General features: G+C 64.4%; 16 protein-coding genes. 8 read left to right on the top strand and 8 right to left on the bottom strand.

Annotated features, from left to right (window positions below; translation table 11 throughout):
• Positions 1-150 precede the first annotated feature (150 nt).
• Both MNAB215_RS25430 and MNAB215_RS25425 read left to right on the top strand, forming a co-directional pair.
• Complete coding sequence (locus tag MNAB215_RS25430) at positions 151-1443, top strand: fatty acid desaturase family protein (RefSeq protein WP_077081241.1); 1293 nt, start codon at positions 151-153, stop codon at positions 1441-1443.
• 279 nt (positions 1444-1722) lie between these two features.
• On the top strand, positions 1723-2178 hold the full coding sequence (locus MNAB215_RS25425) for a DUF5994 family protein (protein WP_077081240.1): 456 nt from the start codon (positions 1723-1725) through the stop codon (positions 2176-2178).
• A 24-nt stretch (positions 2179-2202) separates the two neighbouring features.
• Here the strand turns inward: MNAB215_RS25425 and MNAB215_RS25420 are convergent, their stop codons facing one another.
• From MNAB215_RS25420 to MNAB215_RS25405, 4 genes are all read right to left on the bottom strand, one after another.
• A complete protein-coding gene (locus tag MNAB215_RS25420) occupies positions 2203-2991 on the bottom strand; it encodes a transglutaminase-like domain-containing protein (protein WP_245830400.1) in 789 nt (262 codons plus the stop codon).
• Positions 2992-3014: 23 nt separating this feature from the next.
• Positions 3015-3764 (bottom strand): N-formylglutamate amidohydrolase, encoded by a 750-nt coding sequence (locus MNAB215_RS25415; RefSeq protein ID WP_077081238.1) that lies wholly within the window; start codon positions 3762-3764, stop codon positions 3015-3017.
• A 4-nt stretch (positions 3765-3768) separates the two neighbouring features.
• Positions 3769-4497: a proteasome-type protease gene (locus tag MNAB215_RS25410; RefSeq protein WP_077081237.1), complete on the bottom strand. Its 729-nt coding sequence runs from the start codon at positions 4495-4497 to the stop codon at positions 3769-3771.
• A 255-nt stretch (positions 4498-4752) separates the two neighbouring features.
• On the bottom strand, positions 4753-7098 hold the full coding sequence (locus MNAB215_RS25405) for a hypothetical protein (protein ID WP_077081236.1): 2346 nt from the start codon (positions 7096-7098) through the stop codon (positions 4753-4755).
• Positions 7099-7200: 102 nt separating this feature from the next.
• On the opposite strand from MNAB215_RS25405, the gene MNAB215_RS25400 reads away from it, so the two are divergent.
• Positions 7201-7737: a hypothetical protein gene (locus MNAB215_RS25400; RefSeq protein ID WP_077081235.1), complete on the top strand. Its 537-nt coding sequence runs from the start codon at positions 7201-7203 to the stop codon at positions 7735-7737.
• Between the two features lie 94 nt (positions 7738-7831).
• On the opposite strand, the gene MNAB215_RS25395 is transcribed toward MNAB215_RS25400, so the two are convergent.
• The gene (locus MNAB215_RS25395) at positions 7832-8365 is read right to left on the bottom strand and encodes a restriction endonuclease (RefSeq protein ID WP_083746250.1); all 534 of its coding nucleotides are present in this window, start codon (positions 8363-8365) and stop codon (positions 7832-7834) included.
• A gap of 196 nt (positions 8366-8561) precedes the next feature.
• Between MNAB215_RS25395 and MNAB215_RS25390 the strand changes: the two genes are divergently transcribed.
• The 5 genes from MNAB215_RS25390 (at position 8562) to MNAB215_RS25370 (ending at position 13185) form a co-directional block, all read left to right on the top strand.
• Positions 8562-9035 carry a VOC family protein gene (locus tag MNAB215_RS25390; protein ID WP_077081234.1) on the top strand — a complete coding sequence of 158 codons (474 nt, stop codon included), beginning with the start codon at positions 8562-8564 and terminating at the stop codon, positions 9033-9035.
• Positions 9036-9107: 72 nt separating this feature from the next.
• Positions 9108-9392: a hypothetical protein gene (locus MNAB215_RS25385; RefSeq protein ID WP_077081233.1), complete on the top strand. Its 285-nt coding sequence runs from the start codon at positions 9108-9110 to the stop codon at positions 9390-9392.
• 101 nt (positions 9393-9493) lie between these two features.
• Positions 9494-10234 carry an SDR family NAD(P)-dependent oxidoreductase gene (locus tag MNAB215_RS25380; RefSeq protein ID WP_077081232.1) on the top strand — a complete coding sequence of 247 codons (741 nt, stop codon included), beginning with the start codon at positions 9494-9496 and terminating at the stop codon, positions 10232-10234.
• A 54-nt stretch (positions 10235-10288) separates the two neighbouring features.
• Positions 10289-12859, top strand: coding sequence for a SpoIIE family protein phosphatase (locus MNAB215_RS25375; RefSeq protein ID WP_077081231.1), 2571 nt, complete (start codon positions 10289-10291; stop codon positions 12857-12859).
• Positions 12859-13185 (top strand): STAS domain-containing protein, encoded by a 327-nt coding sequence (locus MNAB215_RS25370; protein WP_077081230.1) that lies wholly within the window; start codon positions 12859-12861, stop codon positions 13183-13185. Before MNAB215_RS25375 ends, MNAB215_RS25370 begins: the two co-directional genes overlap by 1 nt.
• An 87-nt stretch (positions 13186-13272) precedes the next feature.
• Here the strand turns inward: MNAB215_RS25370 and MNAB215_RS25365 are convergent, their stop codons facing one another.
• From MNAB215_RS25365 to MNAB215_RS25355, 3 genes are all read right to left on the bottom strand, one after another.
• Complete coding sequence (locus tag MNAB215_RS25365) at positions 13273-13629, bottom strand: UBP-type zinc finger domain-containing protein (RefSeq protein WP_077082328.1); 357 nt, start codon at positions 13627-13629, stop codon at positions 13273-13275.
• A gap of 55 nt (positions 13630-13684) precedes the next feature.
• Entirely contained in the window at positions 13685-15292 is a 1608-nt protein-coding gene (locus MNAB215_RS25360) for an MFS transporter (protein ID WP_077081229.1), read from the bottom strand.
• Between the two features lie 152 nt (positions 15293-15444).
• A complete protein-coding gene (locus tag MNAB215_RS25355) occupies positions 15445-17493 on the bottom strand; it encodes an APC family permease (RefSeq protein ID WP_425436551.1) in 2049 nt (682 codons plus the stop codon).
• Positions 17494-17554 lie beyond the last annotated feature (61 nt).

Genomic DNA, 17554 nt, shown 5'->3' with positions numbered 1-17554 from the left:
ACAGAGCGCAGAACGGTTGTGGCTGAGGCCCGTCAGCCCACCGTTCGCCGATGCAAGCCCGCTAGCACCTAGTACCCTCGCGCGCCCATAGGGCGTCTGTCGATGGCTTGTCGCAATGGTTTTAGCCGATAGTCCAAAAGAAAGGAAACGATGGCGATAACCGACATTCCGGCCTTTGCTCATCTGACGGATGCCGATGTCGAGAGTTTGGCAATGGAGCTGGATGCGATCCGGCTGGACGTTGAGGAGTCCCTCGGCGAGCGCGACGCGCGTTACATCCGCCGCACGATCGCCGCGCAACGTGTGCTCGAGGTGGCCGGCAGGCTTACGGTCGCAGGTAGTTCAAACCGCTTGGCGTGGTGGGCTGGAACGGCGATTTTGGGTGTCGCCAAGATCATCGAGAACATGGAGATCAGCCACAATGTGATGCACGGTCAGTGGAACTGGATGAACGATCCGGAGATCCATTCCTCGACATGGGAGTGGGACATGAGTGGGGCCTCCAAGCATTGGCGGTCGACCCACAACTTTCAACATCACAAGTACACCAACATCATTGGCATGGACGACGACGTAGGCTACGCGATGCTTCGGGTAACCCGCGATCAGCCCTGGCAGCCGTATAACGTCGGTAACCTGCTGTTCAACGCCGTCCTCGCAGTCGGATTTGAGTGGGGAATCGGCTTTCAGCCCTTCGAGCTCCGCAAGATCTTCAAGGCTGGCCCAGAGCGCGACATCACCCGAGAGCAAACGCGTGAGTTTGCGGTTAAGGCTGGCCGGCAGGTGGTCAAGGACTACATCGCGTTTCCGGCGCTGACCTCGCTGTCGCCGGCGGCGACCTACAAGTCGGCGTTCAGCGCCAACGTGGTGGCCAATGTGATCCGCAACATCTGGGCCGACGCGGTGATCTTCTGTGGACATTTCCCCGATGGCGCCGAGAAATTCGCCAAGACCGACATGGTCGGCGAGACGAAGGGCCAATGGTATCTGCGGCAAATGCTGGGTAGCGCCAATTTCGAGGCCGGGCCGGTGCTGCGGTTCATGAGCGGCAACCTCTGCTATCAGATCGAGCATCACCTGTACCCGGATTTGCCGAGTAACCGGCTGCATGAGGTCTCGCTGCGGGTTCGCCAGATTTGCGACAAGTACGACTTGCCCTACACCACAGGCTCATTCCTGACTCAGTACGGCAAGACGTGGCGCACCATCGCCAAACTGTCACTGCCAGACCGATACTTGCGCGATACCGCCGACGACGCACCGGAGACTCGCAGCGAGCGGATGTTCGCGGGGCTGGAGCCTGGTTTCGGCGGGACCGACCCCACAACAGGCCGCCATCGCGGGCTGAAGACAGCGATCGCCGCTGTGCGCCAATGGCCGTCGCGATCGGCGCGCCGGCGACGACACCGACCAGGGCGAGGCGATCAGGGTATCCGCCTCTAATGTGCAGATCGACCAAAGCACGCCCAACCGGCAGACGGCTTCCCGTCGATAAGCCAAGCACGAAACAGATTACGTCCCAATTGGTTTAGCGTTGAGCAGCGGGAAAGATCACGCGAAGCGTTGGAGTGCAACAGCTTTCATTGACCGCTTGCTTCCGTTTCGGACGGGATGCGCGTAGTGTGATTGGTATTGGCGGCATGTCGCGCGCGACCATCTCAGATCGTGTCGTCGCCGAATCGAGCCTATCGGCCGTTTTCGCGGCCAAGACGGGATCCTTGCATGACAACACAAGAAACCCGCGCTGTCTCTGGTGAGCGCCGCACAGGACCCGAGAACACACCGCGGCTCCGGTTGAAGCCCAAGGCGCCGATAACCGGTCGTGTAGACGGGGCGTGGTGGCCGCGCAGCGATGACCTGACGAAGGAGCTACCAGATCTGCTGGCTGTGCTATCGGTGCGGCTGGGCGCCATCGATCGCGTGATGTACAACCTCGCCGAATGGGCGAATGTCCCGAGACGAGTTTTGTTCGGCGGACGAGCGGTTCGCCTCGACGGATATACTCGGCAACCAGCCAACATCCTTGAAGTGCTCGGGATCGGCCGCGAGAAGATCCTTTTGCTCGTCGTTCCTCCGCACTCCGATCCGGACCGTGCACACGAGACGATGATGACCGCGGCGGCGCCAGACAACGCTTCGTCGGTCGACGACCTGCTCGGGATCAGCGCGATCGATTGAGACGCTCAGTGCTGGGCGCTTGCTTTAACCGACGGGCACTTCGTCGGCCCATACCCTGAAGCTGGTCAACGTGTTGGGTCCGAACGTGTTGCTGAGTGCGACATCCGCGGCGTCGCGGCCACGCGCGATCAGCACCCTGCCAATGCGTGGCGTGTTGTTGCGAGCGTCGAAGGTATGCCATTGCCCACCGAGGAACACCTCGAACCAGGCAGCGAAATCCATCGGAGCGTCCTCCGGCGGGATACCGATGTCGCCGAGGTATCCGGTGCAGTAGCGCGCGGGAATGTTCATGCAGCGACAGAAGGCCACGGCAAGATGCGTGTAATCGCGGCAGACGCCGTTCCGGTCGTAAAAGGCTTCCAGCGCAGTCCGTGTCATGCGTGCGTGCTCGTAGCCGAACGTGAGATGTCCGTGAACGTAGTCGCAGATCGCCTGAACACGGCCCCATCCCGGCGGCGTCTGCTCAAAGAGCCCCCACGCTATCTCCGACAGTCGATCGGTTTCGCAATACCGGCTGCCGAGCAGGAAGACAAGCGTTTCCTCGGGCAGGTCCGGCACGGGAATCTGTTGTGCCTGAGGAACAATGGTGTCCGGGACGCCAGTGTCGTTGACGTAGGCATCGGCCCGCACGCGCGTGCGCCCCGCGGGCGCGACAATGCGGGTGCACCAGTTGCCGAAACCGTCCCGATAGGCTGCCATTGGAACCGGCGGGTCGACCGTCAGGTCGTCACGGCCGACCAGATCGGACACGCGGGTGAAGTGGACGTTGAGGTTGAAAATTATCGGGGTGGGCCGCGGGCAGTCGTAGATCATTTCGAAGCCGACGTGAATCTGCATTATCTCTCTCCGTGCGTGTTCCTTGGCGCAGGGCGTGAATCATGATGCGCTGAGGCCGCGCATGCCGTGCGTAACGAGTCGATCAGTTTGCGCCGCAACGCCGTCCAGGGTCGGCCCGCGGCGAAAACGATGCCCTGGTTGACTTCCAGTTCGACGCCGACGTAGTCGGTCTCCGCGAAGCCCACTCGCAAGTGTGAGGTCAGCCCGTCTCCTTTGCCGGCATACGGGTAATTGCGGCGTACGCGAAGTTCCGGAGCCGATGCCGCCAGTGTCTCTTTCCAGCGGGCGCATACTTCGGTCTCTCCTGGCCGCGCCGGGTGGTAGAGCAAGCCGACATCGGCGTTGCGCACCTTGCCCTCCAGCTCCGCGGTGAAAGTGTGCGACGAAATGTGGATCACGCGATCCCCCCGCGCTACCGCCTGCCTGACAAGACGCTCGGCCTGCACGCGGTAGGGCCGGTAATGCCGTTCGACGATCTGCGCTCGGGTCTGGGCCGGCGCGGCGCGGGTCACGGCCGAAAAAAGCTGTGGGTGCCCAATCGAGCGGTTGAGATCGATAAGCAGACGGCTGACCGTCGAAGCTACGAGGGGCGCCGCGAAAGCACTGGCGAGCGCCTTCGCCATGACCAACGAGCCGGGATCGTAACCACGGTGGGAGTTCAGCAGCGTCGTCTGCCCTCGAAACAGAGGCCGGTAAGGCCCAGGTACACGGTTACCACCGTGTTCACAGGTGATGATGAAGGTATCCACCCCATCACCACCCCAACTCGGGCAAATCGCGAAACACCCGGCGCACCCCTTCACCCCATTGGTCGCTGAGGGCGGTGAAGTAGGGGTCGCCTTCGTCGAATCGACGTCGCCGCTGGACTTCGAGGCTGTCCCGTTCGTAGCAGATCAGGTCGATCGGCATGCCCACTGACAAGTTGCTGCGCATGGTCGAATTGAAGGACACCAAGACACACTTGGTGGCGTCGGCCAGCGGGGTGTGTTCGGTAATGACGCGGTCGAGGATCGGCTTTCCGTACTTGGTTTCGCCGGTCTGAAGGAAGGGCGTGTCGGTTCCCGCTTCGATGAAATTGCCTTCGGCATAGGTCCGGAACAGCCTTATCGGCTCGCCGGCGATCTGGCCGCCGACGATGAACGAGGCATTGAAGCGGAGGTTGTTCTCTTCCAGGTACCCCGCGTCGCGCTTCTCGATATCGCGGGTCGCGTCGGAGACCAGCTGCACCACGTCGAACATCGTCCGGGCGCCGAAGACATTGCTCTCCGCGTCGCCGTCAGCGCAACGCTGTGTCAATACGCTGATGACGGCCTGAGTGCCGGCCAGGTTTCCTGAACTCAGTAGAACGAGGACGCGGTTGCCGCGACGCTCGAATACGGTCATTTTGCAGAACTTGGCGAAGTTATCCACCCCTGCGTTCGTCCGAGAGTCCGAGGCGAAAATGATGCCCTTGTCGAGCATTACGCCTACGCAGTAGGTCACTCAACACGCCTTGTATGCAATCGACTCTCCGTTCATATTGCCGCGTGACTCTGGCTGTGTGGCGCACGCGCGGTGAGAGCGATTCCCGATCTGGGTTCGATCCTGCCTCTGTATCCTCGACAGTACATGGCGGAACGGCACCGCGACCCGCTTTGCATCGCGCATTACCCGGCCACCGGTTGCGTGCCCTTCAGAAAGTTATTCAGCGCAAACAGATTCAGGTGACCTAAGTACCGCTGTGGAAGGGCTATCGAATTAGTGCGCGATATCGTCCGGCGTGTATCGCCGGACGAACTCGTTACCTGGAATCGGCCATTGCTCGCCATCAACGCCGCGCACAATCCAATCACCTTCTGCCGCGGTCGTAGGGCCTTCGAGGGTGCTGATCGTCTCGCCCGCGCTCGCCGGGCGGGCCAGGACCAAACCCTTTCTGCGCCAATGCCCTTCGCCGGCTGGCTCGTAGGTGTCCTGGAAAATGTCCTCCCGAACCGACCAGATCTTCCCGTCCTCCTGGACGGCCCAATCCCCGGCGTCGGCCCGCATGGTGTGTCCGGAATCCGATTGCCACGTCCACGGTTCGCTTCGCTGTTCGGCGGTGACGGTTCCCACTCGGGTGAAGGTTTGCCACAGCGGGCGTGACCGGTAGCCGAGCTGCCGCAGCCTCCACAGCGTGGCCGCCAAACTGCGCACCGCGGCGTTGAGCAGCTCCGGATCGCTTTCGACCACCGACCAGTCGACCAGCTTGTCGTGGATCTTGTGGGAGTCGTCGCGGGGCGAACCGTACTTCCAGCCGTTGCGGCGGTAATAGCGACACCAGTCCTCGTGTTCGGCCCTCGCCATACCCATCGCCGAATAGTGGTCGAAGCCCATCAGGGAAAGCTGTTCCAGCGGCGACGAATCGGCCATCACACGCCCGGACAGCTCCACCGGCGGGCTGCCCCAGGTATTCCAGGTGTGTCCCGCGATCTGTTCGACTATGCGCAGCGCGTTGCGCACCTGACGTCGGTTGGACCCGCGGTAGAACTCGTCGAGCTCGTCCCACGGAAGCGCCGCCGGCGACCGCTTCGCCTCAGGGGTGATCGTGGCGGCGTAACGCTCGTGGATTAGTCTGGCCGCTCGTTCCCAGGCATCCTGCACCTGGCCTTCACGCGTGTCGAGGGCCAGGCCGTAGGGATGCAGCATGCCGACGATGTCCAACGCGTCCTCGGTGCCGCGAGCCTTGGGATCCCACGCGTAGACGGGCATTTCGGGAAAACGCGCGGCCAGCCGGGCCCCGGTCGTCGAGACGTGGCTGTCGACCAGGATCGCTGCGATGGTGGTCGGGTCACTGTCGCCGAGCAGGCGTTGCAAGGTCGACGCCGACGGCGTTTCGGCCACCGCGTCGATGGCCGGCCCGTCGCACATCACCCCGGCTTGCTGACGGTAGAGTTCGTGATCCCTCAGGTACTCCTCGGCATCGCCGTCGACGAGGGTGAGTTCCGGCAGGTCTGCGCTGCCGGGCGAGGTGTAGAAGTCGCGCTCGAGATGGCGACGGGTCATGTTGGCGCACAGCGCCAGGGTTAATTGCGAAGTGCCGCATACGAATACGCGCTTAGTGTTTTCGTTCGCGATGATGCTGTCGAGGAGCCGGCCGGCGGTCACCGCGTACTTGCCGATCACATCGGCCGCCCACCGCGTGTTGGATCCGCCGAACTGCTGGTCGCGCCAGGCCTCGGCCAGCCACGGGTCGTCGATGCGCACGATGAGCGGCAACCGCTGCTCGTGGGCGACCTCGGAAAGTCGGTTGGTGATCAGCTCCAGGCACGACAGGTTAGTCGCCGGGTCGGCCGACATCAGGTAGAGCTGTCCCAGATTTCGCCACAGCCGCAGCGACACCAGGCTGGACGGCCTGTTGAAGTCCACCAGCACCACCCGGGCGCCTTGCCTGCGAGCCCGCTGGACGCGCTCGTCACTGGCGCTGGTGATGACGACAAGGGTGCTGCGCCGGTCCAGGGTCCGAGCGACCGCGCTGATGATTGGTTGGCTGTCGTCGTCGATGCCCACGATGGCGGTCACGGAGTCGGCGAGGTTGGCCCGCAGCCTGTCCGCCTGGTGGTAGAACACCCCGACCACGACACCGCCGACACCGATGAGGATCGCCGACAGCGTCGAAACCTGTGCCACCTGTAGTCCGACCGGGGTGGGGCTCGGACAGGTCTTTCCGTTCAAGGAGAAGTCGCCGACGTTGCCCGTGATCAGCTGGGCTGTTGCCACCAGCGGTGTGTAGACGGCGGGATGGTTGGCATCGTGACATCTCCAGTACGAGCTGAGGCCCAGCACCGCACTGATGCTGACGAGGGCCGCGACCAGGGTGAACGAGACGCCCACGAGCCGGTGGCTGCCTTCGGCCCGGACGGCCACAACACACACCGTGAACAGCACGGCCACCACGATGGCAACCGAGAGCATCGATTCCGGGCGCCCGAACCAGCTCAGCCAGGGCGGTTGCGCGTCGCGGATGGACGGCCGCAGGGCCAGCGCCGCCAGATAGAGGATGAGCAGCAGAGCAGTCGCGAACGCGACCCGCGGCCCTGGGCGAGAGGTCATCAGCCTGCGACGCATCCGCCGATCTCCTTTCCTCGGCATGCTGCACCGCAAATGATGACACTGCAATGGGTTGCGGGCGCGGTCTACGCTCGAAATGGAATTGAGGAGAGGTGCGCGATGCTCGCAGCGTTCGGATTCGAAGCCATGGGTGTAGTCGTCGGGGACATGTACTTCATCGATCCGTCCCCGAATGAGGGGCAAGAGACCCCGGAACGGGGAGTCAGGTTGGAACTCCGCCTCGTCGACCGAGCCGCACCCCAGGGGTCGATCTACGCCGGCATCCCCATCGCCTTCAGCCGCCCGGTGTGGCGGGTAGACCTTTTCGGCTCGACCGAGAGCCCGCCCGGGACGCTGGACCGGGCCCACCACCACCCCCGATTCAACGGCTGGGAACCTGGGCGCCGGCACTTTGTTCCCGAGCTGTCAGCCGACCCGCTGTCCTGGCTGGCCGGCGAGCTTGCCGATCCGGCCGCCGTGCTGGCTCGCGCAGGCGTCGACGCCAACGAGGTGAGCGAAGCCGACAAGACCGGGCTCGCCGCGGCGGCCCCGGAGATCATCGCCGCCGTGAAACGGTTGCTCGACGGTGTGCGGGATGGGGAGCTGGCCCCGGCTCCGGCCGAGCCTGTCGCGGCGGCCCGCACCGGCTGGCTCTGATCTCGACCGCATCGAGTGTGACTGCACAGCAGGCAAATTCGCCTGGTCAATCAGAGCAGGATGTGCAACGCCTTCTCGCCAATCGATGGTCGGCCTAGACCGCCCTGCGGACCGGCGGGGGTACCCAGCTCTGCAATGCCTTGCGCCCGATCAGCTGGCACCCGTGTGTGAAGGCCAACTGCTTTGCCGCAGTGGTGAACTCTTGATTGCTCACCACGATACTTCGTGCGCATCCGTGATGACGCGCACCCGAGACCACCTGCTGGACGGCGGCGATGCCCACCGCTTTGCCCTGCCGCTTGCATTGGATCGCGACATACTGGCCGTCCTTTTCGGCGATCAGGTCGACGCCGTAGTCGCCGACGGCGGGGGTGAAGCTGACGTCCCAGCCCGCCCGTTGCAGGCGTGCCGCGACGTAGCCTTCGAACTCCACCCCCTCCATGCCGTCGATGTCGTCCCACGTGTCGCCCCGCGGGCGACGCAAGGACCGACGGTTGGCCGGTCCTGACAGCACTACCGCGAAAAGCAGGCCACCGGCGACTCCCGCCATTCCCCACGCGACACTGTGCTCGAAGAATCCGACCAGCAGCCCGAAGTACGGCGGCAGAACGATGAAGGCCGACTTCATGCCCGGATCGGGCTCCGCGAGCCCGACAAGCGTGCGGCGGCAGAGGTTTCCGGCGACACCTTATGCATGAGCCGATGATAGGGATCGACAACGACAAACCGCCGCAAGATGTCGGCGATCCGGATATGCGATCCGGCTCGTGGCACGCGGCCGCATACTGTGCGTACCTGTCGCTCGAGCCGAAGAGGACCTTCGTATGACCCAACACTCGATCGAGATCATTGGCTTCTCCCACGTCTGCATTGCGGTGTCTGATGCGGAAGTGTCGCTGTTGTTCTACCGCGACCTGCTCGGACTCGACGTCTTCTTTGACGTCGAATTAGAGGGCCCACCAATGGAAGTCGTGACCGGGGAGGCTGGCGCCCGCGGCCGGATGATTGGGGGAATGCTCGGTGGAACCGTCGTCGAGCTTCTCGAATTCAAACACCGCCGTCTCGCCCAGCAGTCCGAAAACATGCTCGGCTACACCAATATCTCGTTGAGCGTCAGTGACATCGACGCCACGGTGGCCGCGTTCGAGGCGGCCGGCATCGTGCCCGAGCAACGGCCGGTGGAGATCGGCGGCGTGCGCATGTTCTTCGTGCGGGATCCCGACGGCACCCTGATCGAGTTCGTGTCCTACCCCAACAGGGAACGTACCTCGGCCCAGATGTGGGGCTACGGGAACTGACGCTATCGGTATTGGCCGAGGTGTGGCCGGAGCGTGACCTTCCCGCGACCGCGACGAAGGACGCTCATCACCATGATGGTGTTCGCCGTAATGTGCGCGCTCGCGACGGCGACGTGGATCGGCTATTACGCCGGGCGGCGCACGGGCTCGGCTCCGTCGGCCCGGAAGAAGCGAACGAGCCGGATCGCGCTGAGCAGGCTGGTGATCAACCTGCTGGTATTGATCACCGCACGCCGCGTCCGGCGAACGTTCCAGCCCCAGCGCATGCTGTCCGGCGCACTCGGCGTGTGGGGGCTGAGAATGGTTGCGCCACTTGAACGTTTGCGCTTCGGCGTTGCGCGGATGCGGTCCTACTGAGGGCGTGCGATCGCGTACCGCGGCCCTGGTGGCGGTTGCCTCCTCGCGTGTTGATTTGCTAGTGGCACGGGGCGCTACGCCAAGGGAGGACGAAGATCCACATGTCAGCACTGCACGGCAAAGTCACGCTGGTGACCGGTGCCTCGTCAGGCCTGGGCGCTGAGACGGCCCGGCTGTTCTCCCGGCAAGGTGCGACGGTTTTCGGCATAGGCCGGGATACCGGACGGCTGACCGAGGTATTCGCCGACGTGGAACGTGGCTCGTACGCATCGGTCGATGTTGCTTCGCCACAGGCCTGCAGACACGCGGTCGAGCAGTGCGTCGACGAGTTCGGTGGGCTAGACGTCCTGGTCAACATCGCCGGGAAGCATCAGATGCGCCGAACGGAGACGATGACCGACGACGATTGGGCGCAAGACCTTGCGGTCAACCTGAACGGGCCGTTCTACCTGTGCCGGGCGGCACTGCCTCATCTGCTGGAACGAGGCGGCAATATCGTCAACGTCGGCTCGATTGCCGGCGTCGAGGGTCAGGCATACTCGGCCGGCTACTGCGCCGCCAAGCATGGACTGATTGGGCTCACCCGCGCCTTGGCTATCGAGTACACCGCGGATCGATTGCGGGTCAACGCCGTGTGTCCCGGCGGCATGCTGACACCGCAAATCGAACAGTTCAGCGCGCCCGAGAATCCGAACTTCGACCTGATCATGCGGACGGCTTCGCCGCGCGGAATGATGCAGCCTCTCGATGTCGCGAATGTGATCGCTTTCCTGGCCAGCGATGCTGCGTCTGCCGTCCACGGCGCCGTCTACCGGGTCGACAACGGCAAGGGCGCGGGCTAGCCGGGTGTGCCCTGAAACGATTCAGCACCCTGCCGGGTGGTTACGTTGACACCTATGACCGACGACGCGGACGAGCCCGCATTCACCTGGCAGGGCCCGCGGGACGCGGTCGGTCATGGTCATGACCAGCTTGACGACCTCGTGTCGGCCCGCGACGAGATGGAACAACTCGTGCGGGTCATCGTCGAGATCGGGTCCGATTTGGATGTTGATGTCACGTTGCAGCGAGTCGTCGCTGGGGCGATGGAACTCACCGGTGCCCGGTATGGAGCCCTGGGCATACGTGGTGCCGACGGCGCCCTGGCCAGTTTCGTGTGCCGCGGATTCGACGACGACACAGCACGGCTCCTCGGCGACCTGCCGGTGGGCGAGGGCCTTCGCATCGAGGATCTGAGCACCCACCCGCACGCCACCGAGTTGCACGCACACGACCCGCCGATACAGGCGCTGCTCGCCATACCGATCACCGTTCGCTCCGCCGACTTCGGCAGCCTTTTCCTCGCCGACGACCGACCCCGGCACGTGTTCTCCGACGTCCAGGAGGCCGCGGTCCGGGCACTGGCCACCGCGGCAGCCGCCGCGATCGACAACGCACGACTTTTCGAGCGGGAACGCGAGACGGCGAAATGGATGAAGGCCAGCCGGGAGATCACGACCGCGCTGCTGTCCGGCGACCCGCAGACCGGGCCGTTGCAGCTCATCGTGAGTAGGGCGCTGGAACTCGCCGATGCTGAGCAGGCGGTCCTGCTGACGCCCAGCGAGCCCGATCTGCCCGCCGATGAATTCGACGCGCTGATAGTGGCCGCAACGGCAGGACGATACACCTCGGAGGTGATTGGCCGCCGGGTTCCGATGGCCGGTTCCACCACCGGCGGTGTTGCCCGCCGGGGCCTGCCGCTGATCACCGGCTCGTTCCAGTATCCGATCGAGGGATTCACCGATGTCGGTGAACGCTCGGCGATCGTGATGCCGTTGATCGGCGACGACAGGGTGCTCGGCGTGATTGCCGTGGCACGAGACCCGCAGCAGCCGCCATTCGATGACGATTACCTCGAACTCGTCAGCGATTTTGCCCGGCACGCCGCGATTGCGCTGGCGCTGGCGGCAGGTCGCGAACACGCGCTCAATCAGGAACTCGCCGAGGCCGACACCGTCGATGAAGCGGTGCACGCGGCAGCGGAGGAACTGCGTCGGCTGTGGCGGGCACGACGCGTTCTGGCCGTGACGTTTCCTAACACGGGTTCCGGCACCCAGACGGCATACGGCACACCCGAGGTGGTCTCGGTCGGCCAGCCCGCGCAGTGGGCCGACCTGTCATCGGATACGCAACAGCAGCTCAGCGCCTTGCGCGAAGGGGACCTGCTTACCCCCAACTCGGCGAAACCCGGGACGGCAGGCATCGCCCTGCAGCATCCCGAGGGCGTGCTGGTCGTCTGGATCGATCTGGCCGAGCAACGGCCGTTCACCCTCGAGGACCACACCTTGCTCACCGTCCTGGCCGGCCGCCTCGGCCAGGGTTTGCAACGGGTGCATCAGGTCGACCAGCAGCGCGAGACCGCCCTGGCGCTACAACACGCCATCCTGGGCCCTGCCGAACTGCCGCACGGTTTTGCGGTGCGCTACCAAGCAGCCAGCTGGCCCCTGCACGTGGGCGGTGACTGGTACGACATCGTCGACCTGGACGACGGGCGTATCGCGCTGGCGGTCGGGGACTGTGTCGGCCATGGCCTGGCCGCAGCAACTGTGATGGGGCAGCTGCGCAGCGCCTGCCGCGCGCTGCTGTTGGATAACGCCAGCCCGGCCGCCGCTCTCACGAAGTTGGATCGTTTTGCGGCGCGGCTGCCCGGTGCCCAATGCACCACCGCGGTCTGCGCGGTGCTGGACCCGGAAACGGGCGAACTGGTGTATTCCAGCGCCGGACATCCGCCGCCCGTCCTGGTGCACGCCGATGGCAGCACCCGGATGCTCGAGGATGGCCACACCATTGCATTGGGGATCCGGCGTGACTGGCCGCGCCCCGAGGCCCACGTCACCATGCCGGCGCGCTCGACGCTGTTGCTCTACACCGACGGCTTGGTCGAGCGTCGGCGCGTCGCCCTGGATGACGGCATCTCGCTGGCAGCCGAACTCGTTCAGGACGGCCGGGTCTCGCCGCTGGATGATTTGGCCAACGACATGATGTCCCGTCTCGCGCCAAGCGGCGGATATCAGGACGACGTCGTTCTGCTGCTTTACCGTCATCCCGCTCCGCTGGAACTGAGTTTTCCCGCCGATGCCAGCCACCTCGCCCCGGCCCGCCGTGCCCTGCGCGGGTGGTTATCGCGGGCCCGGGTGGACCCCGAACAGTCCATGGATGTGCTCATCGCAGCCGGAGAAGCCGTCGCCAATGCCATCGAGCACGGGCACCGCGACGGCCCGGCGGGCACCATCAGCCTGGACGCGACCGTACTGGTCGACCAGGTGCAGTTGACCATCACCGACTGCGGCTCCTGGAAACCCCCGGAACCGGCCGCCAATCCGCACCGCGGCCGCGGCATCATGCTCATGCGCGGGCTCATGCACGACGTCACCATCAAGCCCGAGGCCGCCGGAACCACCGTTCACCTATCCGCGAGGATCACATGATGTCTGCGTCGCTCACGCTCGACACCGCGCGCCGCAACGACGGCAAACTTGTCCTGACCGCGGCGGGAGAAATCGACCTCAGCAATATCGACGTATTCGACCAAGCCCTCACCGCCGCCACGTCGGAGGCAGTCGGTGGTGGAGTCACTCTCACCGTCGACCTCAGGGCGGTGGAATACCTGGACAGCGCGGCGATCAACGCCCTGTTCACCCGCGCCGACCACATCGACCTCATCGCACACCCCATCCTGATGCCCATCCTCAAGATCAGCGGCCTAGCCGAACTCGTCACGATCGAATCCGCTCCGACGGCAGCGGGCGACTAACGCAGCGTCAGGCAGCGGCTGGGGGAAAGGTTGCACGACAAGAGATTTCGATTCGGTGGGCCGCCGGCGCTGAGTTCTATTGCATCCCTAGGTGTTTCGTCCGCGCAGAAGGAGCTCCTGCCAGTTACCCGGGACCCGCCCGCGCGGACCCGGAACACCCTGGCCGGCCGGGTGACTTTCGGGCGTCGCGAGTTCCGGGCCCTCACAGTAGTCGTCGATCTCGTAGTTCCAGAACCAGTCCTCACCAGGCTCGAACGACCGGATGATCGGGTGGCCGCTCGCCCGCCAGTGCGCCGTCGCGTGTTTGGCAAGCGAGTCGTCGCAGCAGCCGATGTGACCGCATGCCGCGCAGCGGCGCAGATGCACCCACCACCCGCCGGCGGCGTCGCACTCGGCACAACCCGTGCCGCTCGGCGACGCGGAAGGATCGATGCCAGCTGTCATGGATCCCATCCTGCCAGCGATTGCGACGGATGCACCGGCCGATATCGCAAGAAGCTCATCGGGGTACGCGCAAGGCGATGTAGTACTCGCGCGACGACGTGCTGTCGACGGTGTAGCTCTCGGCTTTCGCGAGAGCATCGCTGTCGACGTCTACCCAGCGTTCGGTGTGTTGCCGTTGAAATTCGGTCCAGGACAACACCGTGAACCGTTCGACGACGACGTCAGAATCCTCCGGGCTTCGGTAGAGCTCCCAACTGTGGCCACCCGTTCGCAGGCGCGATTGCCGCACGGCGCCCATCGCTTGGATGAATGGGTCGAGGTTCGCCGATGGCACTCGATAGAGGGACGCGACGAGCACCGGTCCGTCGTCGGGAGATGGTTCGAACATCACCGTGGGCGATGGCCAGGCGGTGGAAATGCCCAGGGTCATTCCCGCGGGAAGCTGCAGCAAGGGCAGCACGGGCACGCTGAGGGCGACAACGCCGAGGAACACCGCGGACCACACCAGCGCGTGGTCCAGCCCCGTTCGCGTGGCCAGCAGACCGAACGCATAGGAGCCGACCGCCTGGGCTCCGGTAAATACCAGTAGGTATATCGACAACCCGCGGGCGCGGACCCACTGCGGCAACGACAACTGTGCGGTCGCGTTCAACGTCGTCAACGTCAGGAGCCAGCACATTCCCGACAACATCAACATGGGCAGTGCCGCGGCGAACGGTAGCCAGGCCACCGCGAGGGCTGCCGATCCGTATCCGGCGGCGCAGCCTGCCAACAAGAGGTTGCTCGTGACTCTCTCGCGTACGGGTCCGGAAACCACCACCGCGAGCACCGCGCCGAGACCTATTGCTCCCAGCGCCACACCGTAGCCGCTGGATCCGAGGTGCCATCGGTGCGCCGCGGCAACCGGTAGCAGAGCCAACAGAGCCGACGCAGGAAACACGAACAGCGCAGTGCGCACCAGGATCCTGCGGAAAATCGGACCGTTACGAACGTAGATCAGGCCGGCGACAATGGCATGGCCCAGACGCTCTCGTTGTGTCGCCGGGTATTGCCTGGGGCGCCGCCACCGTGCCAGGGCCCCGATTATTGCCGTGAACGATACGGCGTTGATCGCGAAAACCGCTGCGGGACCGGCCAATGCCACGACCACGCCGCCAATCGCGGGGCCGACGACTCGGGCGATATTCACCGAGACACTGGATAATGTTGCTGCGGCTGTTATCTGCTCTCGTGGGACGACCTCGGGCTGGATCGCCTGCCACGCCGGTGCGGTCAACGCGGAAGCGAATCCAATGGCCACGGTGAACATCAGCAGTGACGTCGGGCCAAGCCTGCCCAGATACGTCACCAGGGCCAGGGCCAGAGCCACTAGCACCGCGTAGGCCTGCAGAACCATGAGCAACCGGCGACGGTCGAACAGATCGGCAAGCACGCCGGCAAACAATCCCAAAAGCAGCGTCGGCCCAAGACTCGCCGTCTGGACCAGTGCCACGACGGTGTCGCTACTGTGGGCCTCTACCAAAAACCATTGCGCCGCAACGCTTTGCATCCAGGTACCGATATTGGAGACGAACTGCGCGACGAACAGGTCACGGTAGACACGGTTGCGCAACGGCGCCTCCGTCGACACACCATGGGCATGCTCTTGACGCTCTAGCACCATGGCATCAATAGGTCGCCTGTCCTGTCATCGCGACAAGATTACCGCTCGTCATTCGCGGGTTCCCGCCGACACGGGCACGGGCGATACGCTGCCGGAATGGAGTGTCGCGGTGTCTTATTGCTCAGACACCGCGGAACCAAGGGTTCGGCAGGCTAGTCGCCGACCAGGCTGGATATCGGTGTCGGGGTGTTGCTGATTCCCTTCGCGCTCCCGTTCTTGGCGCTCCGGTTCGAGTCCCTTTCGGAAGATGCCAGCCGTGCTATCCGCGACTCGATGTCGTAGGGCACGATAATGGCGGTCGCGCCCCGGATGCGGCTGACGGCACGGGCCATCCTGTCCGCGGTGCGGTCGTGCAGTAGCCGACCGAGCAGAGCCGAATACGTCCGGCGCGGCAACAGTACGGTCACCTTGCTGCCGGGGTGGTCCTTGAGCTCGCGGTAGACCATCTCGTGTGCGGCGCGGCTCAGGTGGCGATCCGGGCAGTTGATCAACAACAGCGGGGTGTCGTGTTCGAAGCGGTCCCAACGTTCCCTGAGTCGCATCGCGTGATCGACATCGACGACGAAATGCACCGCGGCGACGTGGTCCGCGTGCATCCCATTCCCGTGACGTACGGCCTCGATCTCGGCGAGGTCGATCGTGTCCACGAACACCAGCACGCGGAGCTGCGGATGCCGGGCGAGATCGGGGCGCTCGGTGTGCGCCATCTCCAGAACAGAAGCCTCGTCACGGTATTTGCGGTTGAGACGCATCAGGCCGAATACCAGTAGCGGGAAGATGATGACAACCAGCCATGCGCCTTCGGTGAACTTGGCTACCACGAAGATCCCTACGACGATCGCGGACAAGGTACCCGCTGCCAAGTTGACCGCCGCCTTGGGTCGCCACCCCCGGCCGCGGTGGGTCAGTTGGTGTTTGGTCATGCCAAAGCCGGTCATCGCGAACGCGGTGAACACGCCGATCGCGAAGAACGGCACCAACGCACTGACCGATGCCTCGGTGACGAGCAGCAGCACCAAGGCCAGCGCGGTGAGGGTGATGATGCCGTTGGAGAACACCAGGCGGTGGCCCCGCTTGGTCAGCGGACGCGGCAGGAAGCGGTCCTCGGCGACGTAGCTGGCCAACTGGGGGAAGCCGTTGAAGCTGGTGTTGCAGCCGGTAAAGAGGATCGCCGCGGTGGCGGCCTGAACCAGGAAGTACATCAGGTTGCCGGCCAGGCTCTGGCCGAAAACCGCCCGGGTGATCTCGGACAGCATGGACGGGTATTCGTCGAGATAGGGGGTGGCGTGCGTGACGTGGGTCAGCCAGGCGACCCCCGCCAGCAGGAAGCCGAGTATGCAGGCCATGATGGTGAGCACGCGACGAGCATTGTTGCCTTCGGGCTTGCGAAAAACGTTGGTGGTGTTCGAAATCGCCTCGACCCCGGTCAGTGAGGTGCCGCCGTTGGCGAACGCCCGCAACACAATCAGCACCGTCGCACCCATGATCAGCCCCCCGCCATGGTGGACGGGCACGGCGCCGACGATGTGTTGGGGGTTGTATTTCGGCAAACCCCAGAACATTTCGCGGACGAAACCGGTCAAGATCGTCACCACGATCATGAACACGAAGAAGTAGGTCGTGATGGCGAACGCGCGACCCGCACGCCGCAGACCGCGCAGGTTCATCAGGCCAATAAGGACGACGGCGGCAAGAGTGATTTCGAGGTGGTACGGGCGCAGGACAGGGATCGCCGAGACGACAGCGAGCGTCGCCGCCGCGGGCTGCACCGCCACGGTCACCACGTAGTCGATCAACAATGCCGCTGCGGCGACCTGTGCCGTCCGGGGACCGAAGTTGTCCCGAGCGACGGTGTAGGCGCCGCCCGACCGGGCGTAGGCCATGACGGTCTGCCGATAGGTGCCGGTTACCAATATCAGAATCACCAGGATGACGCCGGTGATCGGCAGCAGCAACGCGAATGCCCCCATCCCGGCGGCCGGCAGCAGTTCGACCATGATCTGCTCGGGACCGTAAGCAGTCGAAGAGATCGCGTCGGGGGAGAGCGCGCCCAGTGCGACCGCGTTCGGCAGCTTCTCGGAGTCCAATTGATCGCTGGTCAATGGCTTTCCGAGAAACACCCGCTTACATTTGTCGGCAAATGAAAGCGGTATTGCGCTCGTCGGCGTCGTCACGGTGCATCCACTCCTAGAGGTGTTCAACGATTGGCATGAGGGATCGGCTATTTCGGCTTCCGACCGCGCCATCACTGCGCGCCTGGTG

It is taken from the genome of Mycobacterium numidiamassiliense (genome assembly GCF_900157365.1).
In the GTDB taxonomy this organism is placed as follows: Bacteria; Actinomycetota; Actinomycetes; order Mycobacteriales; family Mycobacteriaceae; genus Mycobacterium; species Mycobacterium numidiamassiliense.
The sequence above is the reverse complement of the archived record's forward strand: the minus strand, read 5'-3'. Positions and strand labels throughout refer to the sequence as shown.